Below are 16,236 nucleotides of genomic sequence, written 5' to 3'. Positions count from 1 at the left end.
GTTAGTATATTATTAAGCAGGTCTGCAATATAGCCAATCCTTATCAGCTAATTTCGAGCACCGGCTCAACGGGCAACGAACTTGCTGCCATTCTGAATGTAGAGGCCTCCCTTTACTGTGCGTGTTACGCGACGGCCAGTGAGGTCGTAGATTGCTGCGTTGGCCTTGTCTGCCTTAACAACGGCGTTGATGCCGGTTACATTGCCACCAAAGTTCATGGCTACAGCATTTTCACCACCTAATACCGAAGTGGGCAGGTAAGCACGGTTGGCGGGCAGAGCGTCTGAGCCACCTGCGGCATAGAAGCCTACATGATTTTGAGCTGTCACACCGAACACAAGTTTGTCGGTCAAATCTGAGAAGGCTATTTCCTTAGTAGTACCTACAAGCTGGTTGCCTGTCAAAGCGGTTGCAGCAGCCTTGGCATTGGCAGTGAGCACAATGTTTTCAGCCTTGCTGTCGCTCTTGATTACGACACCTGCACTGGCGGGAACAACGCCCTCAACAGCTGTCATATCGAGTGTACCCGTAGTTGCATTGTAAGCACCGCTGTACAACTTGGCATCGTTGGTGTTGCTGCTTGCCACCTTGAAGTCGAAAGGCAGAGCCAAAGTAGCGAAAGAGGCTACAAGATTGTCGTTGGTGTTGAGGTCTACTGTAAATTCAGGTTCGAGGAAGAGGAAACAAGCACCGTTGGATTTCTTTATCCAAGCGCCAATGCTTGTGCCGCTGGCTCCACCAGCGTTCAAATAATTATTACCTTCACCTACTGTGCTGTGGCGCAACACAAAGGCTTTGGCCTTTAATTCTTCCTTATTTGCATCTGTTACATTGTCTGGTTCATTGATAACATCACCACCATACACCTTCCACAAGTTGTCGCTCTCTGTAGCCGAAGCGTCGGCATATGTAGCACCATTGCCGCTGGCGGCCTTTACAAAGCATTTGCCTGACTTGTTCATAATTTTGAAACCACTGAAAGGATTGCCCACCATGCGCCAAAGGTCATCTGCTACGCCATTGAGCGTGCTGTTTTGATAAGCGGCATTGGCTGCTGAGCGCACAATAGATGTGGTGCTGTTGGTGAACAATTTGCGGTCTGCAGTAGATATATTACCTGTAAGGTAGCCCCATTCGGGTGTGTCGCTCTCGTTCAGAGAGAATTTGAAGGGGTAGTTGCTTATATCAACCGCTATGTCTTTTGTCGTGGCCTCTGTCACTGTGCCCTCGGGAGCAGCGGCAGTTACAAAGTCGGGCAAATTGCCTGGAGTAGGATAAGCCATGCCCGAAACAGCTGTAACGCTGTATGCGCCAACTTGTGTGCCGTTGATTGTGTAATTGTAGGTGACGTCATACGAAGTGCCGTCTAACACCTCAAAGAACTTGAACTTGGCTATTTCACCATTAGTGGGATTTGCGTCATAGTGCCAGTATTCAAGATGGTTACGATTGCCATCACGCTTAGTATCACCACCCAATGTCAGATAGCAAGTTTGGTTGCCATAAGTGCCATTAGTAAGTAGGCACCAGTCGCCTTTGTCCACACGTGTCAGTTCGCCAGCAGTTGCAGACAAAACACCGCCATCACCATTATTTGATGGCGCTGGCACGTATTTGTTGTCACCCGTTTTCAGAGTGATTGTATTGTTATCGCTATTTACAGTAACTACCCATGTATAGCCATTCTGCTCTACCTTGCCACGCAGGTCATTGGTTGATGTGTAAGGATCGGTTGTGGCCTTGCCATCTTTTAACGTAGCCCAAGAAAGGAACTTTGCCGTGGTATATTCTGCATCTCCGTCTACACAGTTCTTATCGGCTGCCACCAATATGGCATACGATTTTCCTGACTCCAAATTGGCATAAGGTGTGGCTGTGGACGAATAGAACTTGGCTGCTGTCTGCGCCCCCGCTGTGGCAAAGAATGCCAACAGCATGCCTAAAAGAGTAATTGTCTTTTTCATTAGCTTGGTTATTTAATAGTATTACAATTAGTTCTGAATGGTTCTTTACATTTGTTGTAAGTCAGTTCATTTTATCGCCACAAATATAGACATTAAACCTTAAATGCAATCGGGGGGGTAATAAATGTTGTTAACAACCTTAACAAATAGCACTTTTTGCGTTTTACCATGCGCATTATGTACTAATGTGTTACCTGCATGAGTACACTTTATGGGTGGCACGTGCACAGCCAATTGCTGTGTGGTAAAATGCCAAAGCGTAACACTTTTCGTCAAAAGCCCTTTATGGTACAACACTTACGCCTTGGATTTTTAATATGCAGCGATGTTTTTTGCAGCTGATAGTGTGCTATTGAGTGCACAAAGTGCAGATATTCTGCCATAAATATTTGTTTGGCTATTTTGCCTGCACCTTGCACTTTTTGATGTTTTTGCGCTGATATTCAAGGTTTTCGGGTGTGCAGGTAGCAGTTACTTTTGCATACACACCTGTCTGCACAAATGTTTGCTTGATTGCACAAGTGCTTGCATGCACACCAAAGTGATGTAGTATTTATGGTTGTGCCAGGGCGGTGTGGGTGCATAGGGTGGTAGAATTTTCCGTTGCTCCGAAGATCTTTTCTACCTCCCTATGCTGTAATTCATGGCAGTGCCCGGGGAAATCCATGAGTGTAAGTGCAGACAAATGTAGATACTATGCAGTCAGTGCAGGCAAGTGCAAGGTAGTGCAGGCACAGTGTAAGATAAGTGTAAGATAAGTGCAAACAAGTGCAGACACAGTGCAAGTAAGTGCAGACAAGTGTAGGCATTGTGCAGGTGTACCTACACTGCATAACTATCTGATTATCAAGCTATAAAAGAGCAAAAGTGCAAGGTGCAGGCACTTTTACATAAATAAGATTATGGGTGGTAATACACAAACGTGCGAACGTACTCAAGCACCCAACGCTATCACCAAACGCAAGCTCTAATGGGGGCGACGCGTCCCGCGTCGGGATAGAGATAGGAGTTAAATACAAATGCTACTACTGCTAATAATAGCTGCATATTTTTTCGACGCGAGACGCGTCGCCCCCATTAGAGGTAGCGTTGAGTGATTGCGTTGGGCGCCTGAAGAAACGCAAGCACTAATGGGGGCGACGCCTCTCGCGTCGGGATAGAGATAGGAGTTAAATGCAAACGCAATTACTGCTAATAATAGCTGCATATTTTTCCGACGCGGGACGCGTCGCCCCCATTAGAGCTTGCGTTGAGTGGTAGCGCTGGGTGATAGCGTTGGGCGCTTGAAAAAACGCAAGCACTAATGGGGGCGACGCGTCTCGCGTCGGGATAGAGATAGGAGTTAAATACAAACGCAACTACTGCTAATAATAGCTGCATATTTTTCCGACGCGGGACGCGTCGCCCCCATTAGAGGTAGCGTTGAGTGGTAGCGTTGGGTGATAGCGTTGGGCGCTTGAAGAAACGCAAGCACTAATGGGGGCGACGCGTCTCACGTCGGGGAAAAATGCAGCTATTATTTAGTAGAGTTTGTAACGAATAAGGGCTGACACCTCGCGTGAGAAGTGCCAGCCCTTACTTGCTGTTGTTCGGGTGCGTGCGCGTTACTTAATAACGCGCTTGCCAGTGTTGGTAATGAACACGCCCTTTACGGGGTTTGCCACACGGCGGCCCATCAAGTCGTAATAAATGGTAGCCTTGCCCGGCTTGACAGCGGGAGTGGCTATAATGCCGGTAGCAGTGCCCTGCAATGCACGGAGGTAGGCGTCATAGGCCTCCTCGAGCGCGGCAATGTCATTGTCGGTGGCCTGTTGCTTTGCAGCCTCGGCAGCAGCAATGGCGTCCTTCATAGTGGCGTAGGCGTCAGGGTGCAACACATTGGGGCTGTTGGCATCGAGGCTGTCGGGCTTGCTCAGCATGAACTCTGCCAAGTGCCAATAGCCGCGGTTGTTGCTCGTGGCTGTGACATTGAAACGCAGATACTTGTAGCTTGCTCCCTCGGGAATGGTGAACTGCATGGTTGACTGTTGGCCGGCAGCGGCATTGGGCACTGTGACTTTTGCTATATACACAGAGTCGCTCTTTGCCTCGCTGTTGAAGCCCGAGATGGTAAACTCTTTCACAAAATCGGCTTGGGCACCTTTACGCTGTGTTACGTTAACCACTATGGCGTTGGCAAACTTGCCCTCGGCGGGTGCTGTCACATCAAACCAGTGCACGCCATTTTTCAGGTTGCCCTTGCTGTAGTCGGTGTGGAAATAGGTGGCAGCATTGCCGTCAATCAAATTGCTGATGGGCTGGTTGTCGCCCTTGCCTGCGGTGCCACCCGAGTAGCCGAACTTGCACTCCAACTGGCTGGCATCGGTTATGAGTTTATCGCCAAAAATGTATTTGGTGTTAGCCTCGACAGCTGGCTTGATAGAGTCGATCAAGGCGCCCATCTTTTTTATGCGGTTGGCCAAAGTCCAGTCTATTTGCTGGCGCTCGAAGGTGCGGGTTGCGTCGAAGTCGTACTTGCCACCTGTGAGCGTGGGTATGTCGATGCGCTTGTACACAATGTCGTAACCGCCATTGCCGCCACCCTCTTCGTAGATGAAGGCCAAAGCGTTATCCTTTTGCTAGCTCCAAGTGCTGTAAGCCGATGAGGTGTTGCTTACAACATAGCGGCCGTCCCAATTCTTGGCAAAGTTGGCGGGACTGGCATAGGTGTCCTTGTCGGTGAGATCCTTGTAGAATATTGACACATAGTTGCGTCCTGAAGTGGGCAGCGACTGCAGGGCTATGAAGGTTTTCACGCCATCGGCCTTGCGCACTACGGGCACTACCTGCACCTCGCCGTTGCAGCCATTGTTGGCTATCAAGCCTTTATTGGCAGAACTTGACAATGCCTTTTCGCCCCAGCTGCCGCTTATGCCATCGTTGCCGCTGAAGGTGTAAATGTTGTAATAGCGGCCATTTACATCGCGGCTTGAGAGCAATACGCTGCCATCGGGCAGCTCCTCGGCCTTGGGCTCATCGGCTGTGTCGACAATGGGGGCGTGCTTGAGGCCACCAAGGAAGTCCCAGCTCTCGCCAAAGTCGTCGGAGTAAAGCACCCAGTTCTTCTTGTTACCACCATTCTCCTGTGTTGAACCTACGCAGTAAAGACGGTAATACTTGTCTTTCTTGATATAGCGGCTCTGGTGTATCTTGCCCGAACCTACAAAGAAACCGTTGACGGGGGTACCTGCCGCGGCCAATGGCTCGTAAATGTATTTCATATCGATGTATTCTGGTCCTGTCCATGTTTGGCCATTGTCGTCAGAATACCAACGTGCCCAACCAAGGTGTTTTTCGTCCTTGCTGAAGAAGCCGGGGAAACCTGAGCACGATACTATCATCATACGCGAACTTTCACGGTCGCCTACAATACATGGGTCGCCATAAGCGGCCTTGTCATGTTGTCATGTCGCCATGTGGTCATTTGGCCATCGCCCTTAAAATTCTCAGGCATCATTATCTCGCCCCAGCTCTGGCCGTTGTTCTTTGATATGCGCAGGTGCAAGTCTACTCGTCCGCTGCCTATGTCGGCCTTGCTGTAACGGTAGTCGGCCACTGCCACGAGGTCGCCATTGGCGGCGGTGCCGATGGCGGGAATGCGGTAAGGCACCGCACCACTGTTGTCGAACACGGTGTAACCTGGCAGTTCGGTGTTGGCAGTCGTGTCGGTTTCCCACGTTACTACGAAGTTTGACACATTGATGGCATGATTGGCATCGTTCATGGCAAAGGCTACCACCGATTTGTCATAAAGGCCCGTGGCCTTGATGTGTTGCACCGCACTGCTGCTGGTGAGTTTTTTGCCGTCGGGGCCCGTCACGCCACAGGTTTTGGCAGGATCTGCTGCGGTGAAGTCGAAACTGTAGCCGGTTATTACCCAGCCACTTTGGGCGGTGAGGGTGTATTTGCTGTCTGCTTGGTTGCCACGCCAGCACTGCATGATGCTGTCGGTGCAGTCAGCCACGCTGATGTTGTTTACCCCGCAATCGAGCTTGATTTGCGGCGATTTCTGTGTACTTGTCCAGGCTGAGCAGTAACCACTCTTACCATTTAATGTACCTGTTGAGGTGTTGATGGCCAGTTTGCCCGAGGCAAAGGCTGGCTTTACCTTGCCATAAGTTACCTTGAGGTTGGTCAGAGCTATGGCATTTTTTCCGCCACTAAGTTTGAAAGCTACTACGGTGTCGGCACTCAGTCCTTTTACCTCGACGTGTTGCCCTTCGGCTGTACTTTTTACGGCGGTGCCGCCAATGGGTGTCACCGTAACGGCACTGCTGCCTGAGGCTATGGCAAAGTCGAAACTGACGCCTGTTATGACGTAGCCTTTCTCTACAACCAGGGCATACTCGCTGTCAACACTACCACGATGGGCCACAATGGTTGTTGCATTGCTGCCAGCCACATCCATGTTGTTTTGAGCCTTTTGGTTGCTGGAACAGATGAGGCGGACAACTGGCACGTTTGACCAACCTTTGTAGTTTTGCCAGGTTGAGGCGTAAGCGCCATTGCCACTGAATGCCGTAAAATGTCCTGTGGACATGTTGATGCTCATCTCGCCAGTATACTCGTAGTCGGCAGCAACTGCCTCGGTCTGGCCTGCGGGAGCAGGGATCGGGGCACTGCTATGGGCTGAAGCATAAAGGCCGGAGCTGCATAGTAGTGCTGTGATTAGTAGATTTCTTTTCATGTAGTTGCAGTGTTTGTTAAGTGATTATATGTTTTTCGGTTGCAAAGTTACGCAACTTGCTCTTTTTATAACACATTTGTGATTATGTTGTATAACACACAGTTACACATAGCAAGCTGCTTGCGCACTATGGTAATGTTGTCTGGTTAAACGCAAATATGCGAACGGACGCAAGCGCTAAACGCTACCTCCCAACGCAAGCACTAAACGCAAGCACACAACTCAAGCACTAACGCTACCTCCCAACGCAAGCACTAAACGCAAGCACACAACTCAAGCACTAACGCAAGCACTAATGGGGGCGACGCGTCTCGCGTCGGAAAAAGATGCAGCTATTATTTAGTAGAATTCATATTTTCCTCTTTTCTCTACCCCGACGCGAGACGCGTCGCCCCCATTAGAGGTTGAGTTGCGTGGTAGCGTTGGGTGCTTGAGTACGTTCGCATATTGCGTTTTACCGGACTGCTATATATAAAAGTTGACAGGCTGGCAAGCAAAGTATGCTTGTCAACCTGTCAACAATGTGTGTTATGCGGCAGCCCCGAATGTTATCTGCGGCCGAAGAAATAGGCGCGGCGCGGCTGTGGTGCCGGCTCGGCGGGCTTGGCATTAAGCTCGGGGTAGGCTATGCGGGTGTGGTAGATGGTTTTAAGGCTCTCGGCCAACACGCGCTTGGCATCGGCTATGTCGCGGAAGGTGATGGGGCACTCGCGGAAATAGCCTGCCTGCACCTGGCCGTCGATGATGCGGTTGACCAACTCCTTGATGCTTTCCTCAGTAAACTCTTTGAGCGAGCGCGACGAGGCTTCTACGGCATCGCACATCATGAGTATGGCTTGCTCACGCGTAAAGGGGTTGGGGCCGGGATAGGTAAAGAGCTTGGCGTCGGGCTCCTCGCCCTGGTGCTTGTTCTTCCACTGAATGTAGAAGTACTTTACTTGGGAACGGCCGTGGTGGGTGCTTATGAAGTCGCGTATGACCTTGGGCAGGTGGTACTTGTCGGCCAGTTTGAGGCCCTCGGTCACGTGGCTGATGATGATTTGTGCCGAACGCTCCTCGGTAAGCTCGTCGTGGGGGTTGACACCTGTCTGGTTCTCGGTAAAGAAGGCGGGGTTGAGCATTTTGCCTATGTCGTGATACAGGGCGCCGGTACGCACGAGCTGGGGCTTGGCACCTATTTTGTCGGCTACCTCGGCTGCCAGATTGGCCACTTGCAACGAGTGTACAAAGGTGCCTTGTGCCACTTTGGACATACGGCGCAACACGCTGTTGTTGGTGTTGGACAGCTCGACGAGTGTGACGCTCGAGGTGAAGCCGAACAACTTTTCAATCATGTAAAGCAGCGGATAGGCAAAGAGCAGCAGCACACCGTTAACGGCATTGTACACGTACATTGAGCGGTCGAGGTGTGAGAACTCGATGCCTTGCGACAGGTCGTAGCCTAACATGATGGCGCTGCTCGTGACAAACACGGCAAGGGCCACACGCAGCAGTTGCGAGCGCTCGGTAAGGTCGCGCAGGGCGTAGATGGCGGTCATACCCGACATGAATTGCACGACTACGAATTCGTAGTTGGAGTGGAGGGCTAACGATGAGAGTATGACGGAGCACACCATGGTCATGAAGGCTGTGCGCGAGTCCATGAATATGCGCACAAATATGGGCACCATGGCATACGGCACCATGTAGACGTTGAGGAACTTTTGGTCGACCATGGCATAGGTGATGAGGGGGAATATGGCAATGAGCGACGACAGCAGCAGTATGCTGTGCGGCGAACGCAGATATTCGCGGCGGAACAGGCGCAGGTAGAACACGAAGGCTACTATGACGCAGAGCACAAATATTACTTGGCCTGTCACTACCTGCCACATGCCCTTTGAGGGGTCGTTGCGGCGCACGGTTTCGCGTTCGAATGATTGCAGTATCTTGTACTGCTCGGCCGATATTATCTCGCCACGGTCGATGATGCGCTGTCCGCTCTGTACCATGCCCGATGCTGGCGACACGGCGGCAAGCAGGTCTTCGCGCACGGCAGAGGTTTTGGCACTGTCGATGCTGAGGTTGGGCGACAGATATTCGTTGATGTTGCAACGGGCTAATAGCTCGCGCGGAAAGTTTATGGTGTCGGCATACACTATATACTCGTAGGCCGAACGGGTGGAGTAGAGTTCGGTAATGGGGCGCGTCACGGCCTCGGTTCCCTCAACCACCCGCACACCGGGGGTGCGCTCCTTGGCCATTTGCGACAGGTCGGCCGATGGCACCATGCCGGCCTCGTAGACACCACGCAGCATTTTGTCGACATGGTTGAGGCAGTGGACTGGCACATCGCCAAAACGGCCTGCGCGCCATGCTGTTTCGAAAGCGGCTATCTGGCGTTGCGCTATCTGTACGTCTTCGGTGTAAAAGGGCTGAAACTGTGAGAGCGCGCTGTCGCGTTCGGCTTTTACCTCGTCGGGGGTTTTGTACACGGGGAAGTCGAAGGTGGCTATCAGTGAGTTGTAGCGCCAGGGGCGCCCTTGCTCATACTCGTAGCCGAACTTGGTTTCGCGCGGCAAGAAGTATACCAACAACAGCACCACCACAATGACGGTGCCTATCAGCGTGAATGCGCCTTTTAGCTTTGACTTGGCTATGTTGCTATTATTTGGCATGGGGTTGGGGAGGTTATGAGTTTTAAGTTTTGAGGTTATAAGGTTATAAAGTAACCTTTGTGTGTTAGGCAAGCAATGTGGGAGGGGAATATAAGGTTATGGAAATATGAGGTTATAGAAGTTTCGGATTTGGCCAAGGCGGGCTGAAAGCCCAATGGAGCACATAGCCCAGGGCAAGCGAAGCGCCACCCTGGGTATCGCGTGATGGAGCAGTCGCGCCCTGTAAGGGCAAAAGCTTTAAGCCTTTTGTAGCCTTAGCTGATAGCTGAATTCGTGATCTTAATATGGAATATCAAGTGTATGTATATTTTGTGCAATAATTGCGGCATGGCTTAAAGCTTTTGCCCTTACAGGGCGCGACTGCTCCAACGCGTGATACCCAGGGTGCCGCTTCGCTTGCCCTGGGCTATGTGCTCCATTGGGCTTTCAGCCCGCCTTGGCCAAATCCGAAACTTGAGTAAGGTTATAAAGTTACCTTTGTTTGTTAGGCAAGGAGTTTGGAAGTTAGGGGGTTATTAGGTTAGGGGGTTAGAGGGTTATTAGGTTAGAGGGTTAAAAGATTACCCTTGCTTGCCTAACTCACAAAGGTTACTTTATAACCTCAAAACTCATAACCTTATAACCCCCTCATAACCTTATCCCCTTATAACCCTACTTCGTCGAACGGCAGGGCACCATCGCGCAGGGTGAAGGTGTCGAAAGTAAAGGTGCGCCCTGCCTGGCCCAGCACGATGGGGGCCGCCTGCAAAGGTTCATTTACGTAAGCCTTGTCATAGGCTGTGCCTTGTAATTGGCCGTCGACATATACCTTCACCATGCCGTTGCGCTCGCGGCAGCACACAATGTGGTGGGCTTTGCCATCGTGCACGCTGACGGGGGTTGTGTAGGCCACATGGCCTGCTTTGAAACAAAGTTTGCCACCCTTGAGCGCCAAGCTCCATGCTTCGCCCTGGCTGGCCAACTGCACATCGGCATCGGTGGTGGTCAGCGTAAAGTCGATGCTGAAATCGCCCTTGCCCACAACTGCCTTGTGCGAGCCAAGGCGTACGGCCTCGCTCAGCGTGACGGGCTTTTCGATGCGCTCGAGCACACTGTCGGGAGCAAAGTAGAACTGTGGCGACTCGGCCGCAGTGGCAGCACCTTGCCAGTTTTTCAGTCCTTTGATACGTATGCTGTATGGCTTGGTCTCGCCCAAGGTGCTGCCAAAGGTGAGGTGCAGTGTGCGGTAGTCGGCATCGGTGGTGACAGCTGTGGCAGGCTTTCCGGTACGCTTGCCGCCCGCAAGCAGTTCGAAGGTGGCCCCGTCGGTGCATACGGGCTGGTCCATTACGAGTGTGACTTCGTGCTGCTTGTTGGCCCGTGCCATGACGGGTTGCGCAGCCACCGCACTGTCGGCAGCAAAGCGCAGCACCCTTATTTCACCCGGCTTGAGCTTGATGCTGAGGGTTGAGCCATAGGCCAGCCCATTGGCATTGGCTGCAGCGGCATAACCCGCGGCCTCGGCCGTCTGCTGCTCGGGATTGCCCGTATACTCCATCACCAGCGAGGCACACAAGCCAGCAGCCTGTTCGGGCACTCCCACACTCTTGTCGAGGGTGTAGGTGTAGGTTTGCTCACTGTTTGAGGGGTTGCGGAACGACACGATGCCATCAGCCGCACCATTGTTGCCCTGACGCCAGCACGAGTAGCCGTAGATGCCGCCCTTGAGGGGTGACTGGCCAAAGTATATGGCGTTGCGCAAGGTTTCGTAATGACTGTCTACAAAGTTGAGGGCTTCGGCGTTGATGAGCCACTTGTTGCCCTCGTTCATGAGGTTGTAGCTGTAAAGCATCTCCCAAAAGGCCGTGCCGCGGGTTGCCATCATATACAGATAGGCGCGGAACTCTGCATCGGTCATGGCATTGGGGGCCACGGCACCGGTTTTGCCATACACGGGGTCGTGGTTGAAGATGTGGGCCTGCGGAAACTGCAGTTGCTGACTGTTGATAAACACCCAATAGCGGTCGTCGCGGTAGGAGAGTTGTTGGTCCATTTCGCGTTCGCGGCCGTCCACCACGGCATGCCACATGTCGCGTGAGTTCTGTATCCACACCGAATTGCTCCACTGCAATATCCAGGGCGAGGGGTTGACATAGCAGGTCAGGTTAATCCACAAGTCCTGGTTGCGACTCTTGGCATCGGCATACATGGCATCGAGGTTGCGGTACCAGCGTTCCCAGTGTTCGGTAAAGTAATAATTGCCGTTTTTGCCGCCCGTAATGTAGCGTCCGTTGGTAGATGCCTGCGGCTGTTGGGTGGCAAATCCGTCGAGTTTCCAATAGTTCACACCGTAGTCGCGCTGCTGCTTGATAAAGAAGTCGCGCAGTTTGGCCACATACACCGAGTCGCCTGTCACCACATCGTAGGTGGTGGTGCTGTAGGTGCCGTTGCCGTGTTGCTCAAGGAATTTGCCCCACTGCTGGTTGAAGTTGTAGCCGCCGCGCGGACCGAGCCATATACCAAAGCCCGAACCATAGCGGTGGGCAATGTCGCTGGCGCCCTTCAAGCCGTTGGGGAACTTTGAGTTGAACTCCCAAAATCCGGTAGTGTTATGCGTGGTGCCCGACTCGGCGGTGCCCACCTGGTCGTAGTTGTTCCAGCCGTCGTCCACCACATACGAGTCCATGGGGCGCAACCCGTACTGCGTGAAACCACGCTCCATCTCGCGGAACGAGGCATTGATGCGGTCCTCGGTGATGTCCATCATCCAGTCGTACCACGAGTTGTACTGCATGCGTGCCTTGATGGGGCGGGCTATGGTGTTGATGTATTTGAAGAAGTCGGTGCGTATGACGTTGTGGTCGGTGGCCGAGCGTGTGGCGCCCGTCACATTAGGCCATGTGCGGAACTGGCCGTTGGCATTGACGCGGTGCTCGTTAAGGTCGAGCGTTTTGAGCGACTTGCCGCTGTAGTAGCGGGTGTGGTACATACCCTGGTCGTCAATCTCGTTTTCGGCCTGCGGAAACTCTGAACCGAAGAACATGCCGTCCACATACACGGGCTGCCCCAGCGTAATGGTGTAGGCCGACATGCCGCCCTCGCCGCCGGCAGCCTGCTGGCGGGTCCACTTGCTGTTGGCTGGCACCTGCTGTGTGCCAAGGTTTTCCATTTCAATGTAGTCGATGGGCAAGGCGCGGGTAGCCTCATCGGCAGCCTTTACGAGCAAGTATTTGCGCATAAAGTGGTCGTTGTCGTTCATCTCCACCACCATGTCGATGTCCCACGTCGATGTCACGCCGTCGACGGGGTTGGTATAGGCCGTTGGGGCCAGGTCGAAGGTGACGCGTTTGCCATTGCCCGTGCTGGCCACATGCACACCCTTTACTTTCATGGCCGAGGCTTTCAAGCCTGTGGCGGGTGCTGCGGCAGACTTTACCACATCGGTGGTGAGGTAGAACTCTGCACAGGCACCGAATGCGCCGCCGTTGGTTGACGAGGTTTCGGTGAGCTTTACATACTTGGCTTTGTACTCCTTGTCGAGGGCCACCCAAATGGTTTGCACGCTGTTATAGTTGAACTTGCCTTTCTTTACGAGCGTCCATTTCTTTTTGTCGTTCGATATGTAGAATTCGTACCCCTTGATGTTGCCGTTCGACATGGCGCCATAGGCTCCCTGGCGCGGCAGATAGCCAAAAGCGCGGAATGCGGTGCGCTTGCCCAACGATATGATGAGGCTGTGCGGCAATTTGTCGTTGCCCTTTTGCCCGCCCGGTGTGGGGGTGGCGTACCAGGTGTGCCACATGGTGCCGTTGTCGCCATCGATGGCCAGGTTGGGGTTGCCCACTGTTGCCGACTCATTACACCACGAGTCGGCCTCGGCCTTCCACCCCTTGCGACTGACGAGGGTGTGTTGACGGGCCTGCGGATTGAGTGCAAACTCCTCACTGCCCTGGCCAGGTGTGAAGGTGGCTCCTGCGGCACGCTTGTTTACAAGCACGCCTGGCGTAAGGCGGTTGCCGGCTATATTAAAGGTGCGCGACAAATACTGGTTCTCAATGGTCACTTGTGTGGCCGTCTGACTCACCTTTACTTGTGCCTGTGCCATACTTGGGGCATAGGCTAATAACAGAGATAATATGACAGCTTGTTTCATGAGAATATAGGGAAGGGAGAAGGGGGTATGAGGGGGATAAGGTTATGAGTTTTGAGGTTATAAGGTTATAAAGTAACCTTTGTGTGTTAGGCAAGCAAGGAGGGAGATGAGGTAGGGGGGGGTAAGAGGGTTAAGAGGTTAAGAGGTTAAAAGATTACCATAACCGACCTAACACACAAAGGTTACTTTATAACCTCATAACCTTATAACCTCATAACCCCCTCATAACCTCTACTTGAAGAGGAAGAACTGCGGACGGCCGTAGACACGGAAGTCCTTAACACACCCCGGCATATTGGGATTACGCTGTTGCAACTCAATGCCTTTGACAGTTTGAATTTCGCCAAGGTCGATAATGACACGGTGAGGGAACTCATCGGGGGCTACGCCCTTCCACTTTGAGTGCCAATATTGACGCTTGTTTTCATCGAAGAGGTATTCAGCCGGTCCTTCGTCAGCCTGTTCTGTGCTTACATACACCACAGACCAAGCGTCCTTAGGCAGCGGCTTGCCGTCCTCGCCGATAAGGTTGATCTCAGCCAGACAAGAGTTTTTGCCGTCGTACGAGCTTTCCACCTCAACACAGAGGTGGCGCATGGTGGCAGGTGCCTTAAAGTCGAAGTGCTGCACGCCATCAGCCTTCTGCATGGTGGCGCTTAACACACAGTCGCCATCTTCAATGATAGGTTTGCCTGTGGGCTGAACGCGACCGCCAGCCTTGGGAGCATTGTGGTCGTGGCCCAACTTGTCGAGCACGGGGTCGGCCAAACCAGCCACACCATAGTGGCCTGTAGGCTCCATGTCGAACACAATCACCTCGTTGCGGCCCTTCTTTACCCACGGACCCGGCACGTAAAGCGTTTGCTGCGGACCAATTTGCCAGAACTTGCCTATGCTGCGGCCATTAACCCACACGGCGCCCTTGCCCCAACCACTCATGTCGAGGAATACGTCGCCACGCTTGTCGAGTTTGAAGGTACCGCGGTGGAAAGCCACGCCCTCCATGTCGTGGTTACCCTTTTCGGGAGCCTGGCAGCGCGGCATTTTGGTGAGCTGATAGAGTGGAAGCGGCGTGGTGGTCCAGCCCTTCAGTTCCTTGCCACAGAAATTTACGCTCTCGGTGATGCCCTTATGGTTGTCGAGCAAGTCGGGACCATAGTTTATGCGGCCCACGTTCTCCACCAATATTTCGAGTTTGGCACCATCGGGTATGTCTACCATCATGCCCGTCTGGCTGAAACGGCGGTCGAGCGACCCTACACGCTTGCCATTGACAAAGACGATGGCATAATCGCGCAACTTGCGCAGAACGAGTCGGCCCTTGCCACCCTTTTCAACGGTAGTTTGATAGTGAATGTAGCCAAAGTCCTGTCCGGCCTCTTCCATTGTGAGCGGACGTTCAGACTGCATGCTGCGTCCGAAGGCGGCACGCAGGGGCACACTGTCGAGCAGCTGCACCTGTGCAAAGGTGGCCACAGGATTGGCAGCAGGCACATCGGGCAGCGTTTCGCCGGCGGGCAAGTGTTTCTGTATCACCTCACGGAAAGCATAATACTTGGGTGTGGCCACACCCGACTCGCTGAGCGGTGCATCGTAGTCGTAGCTGGTGGGCTGTGGCTCATAGCCACTACCTATGGTGTTGGCACCATTGGTATAGGCAAAGTTCGTACCACCGTGGAACATGTACATATTAACCGACACGCCATGACCGAGCATCCAGTCAATTTGCTGTGCCGGCGAGCGGTAGTCGCGGCGTGAGTGTCCTTGTCCCCACACGTCGAACCATGCGGGATAGAATTCTGCCACAAAGTAGGGGCCGCCAGGATAGAAGCGGTCGATGGCGCGCTTTACTTCCTCGCCCACCGAACCATTAACTGTGGGCAGCACGCCCTTCATGTAGCCGTTGGGCATTTGGCCTGCGCCGTCGCAGGTGATGAAGGGGGCATTAAAGCCGGCCTTCTCCAACATGTCGCGTATTTTGCCCATATACACGCGGTCGTTGCTGTATGAGCCATACTCGTTTTCTACCTGCACAAGCAGCACATTGCCGCCATTGCCCACGCAGTACTTGCTCACTTCCTTGCCCAGTCGCGTGATGTAGCGCTGGCAAGCGGCCAGAAAGTCGGGGTCGTCGCTGCGCCACTTCATGTGCTTGTTGTTCTGCAACCAATAGGGGAAGCCGCCGAAGTCCCATTCAGCACATACATAGGGGCCGGGACGGAGCACCACATAGAGGCCCAGTTCCTGCGCTGTGCGTATAAACTTGGCCAGGTCGGCTTCGCCGGTAAAGTCGAACTTGCCCGGCTGGCGCTCATGAATGTTCCAGAACACGTAGGTTGATATGCAGTTAAGGCCCATGGCTTTGGCACGCAACAGTCGGTCGCGCCAGTACTCCTGTGGTATGCGCGGATAGTGCATTTCACCACACACCAGAGTGATGGGTTTGCCATCGAGCACAAATTGCCCCTTTTCTATCTTGAAATCGTGGGCAGAGACTGTACCGCAGCCAAGGGCAAGCAGTAACAAAAGGGATAAGAGTTTCTTCATATATAGGAGGAGGTTATGGGGTTATGAGGTTATAAAGTAACCTTTGTGTGTTAGGCAAGCAAGGAGGAGGGAGATGAGGTAAGGGGGTTATGAGGTTTAGAGGGAGGTTAAGGGGTTATGAGGTTAGAGGGTTAAAAGATTACCATAACCTACCTAACACACAAAGGTTACTTTATAACCTCATAACCTCATAACCTCATAACCCTCTAA

General features: G+C 52.8%; 7 protein-coding genes. All 7 read right to left on the bottom strand.

Annotated features, from left to right (window positions below; genetic code table 11):
• Positions 1 to 65: 65 nt before the first annotated feature.
• Entirely contained in the window at positions 66 to 1,964 is a 1,899-nt protein-coding gene (locus BQ5453_RS02875; RefSeq protein ID WP_071122059.1) for a hypothetical protein, read from the bottom strand.
• Positions 1,965 to 3,568: 1,604 nt separating this feature from the next.
• Positions 3,569 to 4,567: a discoidin domain-containing protein gene (locus BQ5453_RS02870; RefSeq protein ID WP_071122058.1), complete on the bottom strand. Its 999-nt coding sequence runs from the start codon at positions 4,565 to 4,567 to the stop codon at positions 3,569 to 3,571.
• A 15-nt stretch (positions 4,568 to 4,582) separates the two neighbouring features.
• The gene (locus tag BQ5453_RS02865; RefSeq protein ID WP_071122057.1) at positions 4,583 to 5,347 is read right to left on the bottom strand and encodes a sialidase family protein; all 765 of its coding nucleotides are present in this window, start codon (positions 5,345 to 5,347) and stop codon (positions 4,583 to 4,585) included.
• Positions 5,348 to 5,367: 20 nt separating this feature from the next.
• Positions 5,368 to 6,690 carry a sialidase family protein gene (locus tag BQ5453_RS02860; protein WP_071122056.1) on the bottom strand — a complete coding sequence of 441 codons (1,323 nt, stop codon included), beginning with the start codon at positions 6,688 to 6,690 and terminating at the stop codon, positions 5,368 to 5,370.
• A gap of 548 nt (positions 6,691 to 7,238) precedes the next feature.
• The gene (locus tag BQ5453_RS02855; RefSeq protein ID WP_071122055.1) at positions 7,239 to 9,347 is read right to left on the bottom strand and encodes an HD family phosphohydrolase; all 2,109 of its coding nucleotides are present in this window, start codon (positions 9,345 to 9,347) and stop codon (positions 7,239 to 7,241) included.
• Between the two features lie 643 nt (positions 9,348 to 9,990).
• Positions 9,991 to 13,479, bottom strand: a complete 3,489-nt coding sequence (locus BQ5453_RS02850; RefSeq protein WP_083361102.1) for a discoidin domain-containing protein — start codon at positions 13,477 to 13,479, stop codon at positions 9,991 to 9,993.
• Between the two features lie 231 nt (positions 13,480 to 13,710).
• Positions 13,711 to 16,026, bottom strand: coding sequence for a beta-galactosidase (locus tag BQ5453_RS02845; protein ID WP_071122053.1), 2,316 nt, complete (start codon positions 16,024 to 16,026; stop codon positions 13,711 to 13,713).
• Positions 16,027 to 16,236: the final 210 nt, after the last annotated feature.

Origin of the sequence: Prevotellamassilia timonensis, assembly GCF_900106785.1 — a bacterium.
Taxonomy (GTDB): Bacteria; Bacteroidota; Bacteroidia; order Bacteroidales; family Bacteroidaceae; genus Alloprevotella; species Alloprevotella timonensis.
The sequence above is the reverse complement of the archived record's forward strand: the minus strand, read 5'-3'. Positions and strand labels throughout refer to the sequence as shown.

What these genes read in the sequence shown, in the direction of transcription:
- BQ5453_RS02860 (WP_071122056.1), bottom strand. Translation starts at nt 6,690, where the DNA reads ATGAAAAGAAATCTACTAATCACAGCACTACTATGCAGCTCCGGCCTT.
- BQ5453_RS02850 (WP_083361102.1), bottom strand. Translation starts at nt 13,479, where the DNA reads ATGAAACAAGCTGTCATATTATCTCTGTTATTAGCCTATGCCCCAAGT.
- BQ5453_RS02865 (WP_071122057.1), bottom strand. Translation starts at nt 5,347, where the DNA reads ATGATGATAGTATCGTGCTCAGGTTTCCCCGGCTTCTTCAGCAAGGAC.
- BQ5453_RS02875 (WP_071122059.1), bottom strand. Translation starts at nt 1,964, where the DNA reads ATGAAAAAGACAATTACTCTTTTAGGCATGCTGTTGGCATTCTTTGCC.
- BQ5453_RS02855 (WP_071122055.1), bottom strand. Translation starts at nt 9,347, where the DNA reads ATGCCAAATAATAGCAACATAGCCAAGTCAAAGCTAAAAGGCGCATTC.
- BQ5453_RS02845 (WP_071122053.1), bottom strand. Translation starts at nt 16,026, where the DNA reads ATGAAGAAACTCTTATCCCTTTTGTTACTGCTTGCCCTTGGCTGCGGT.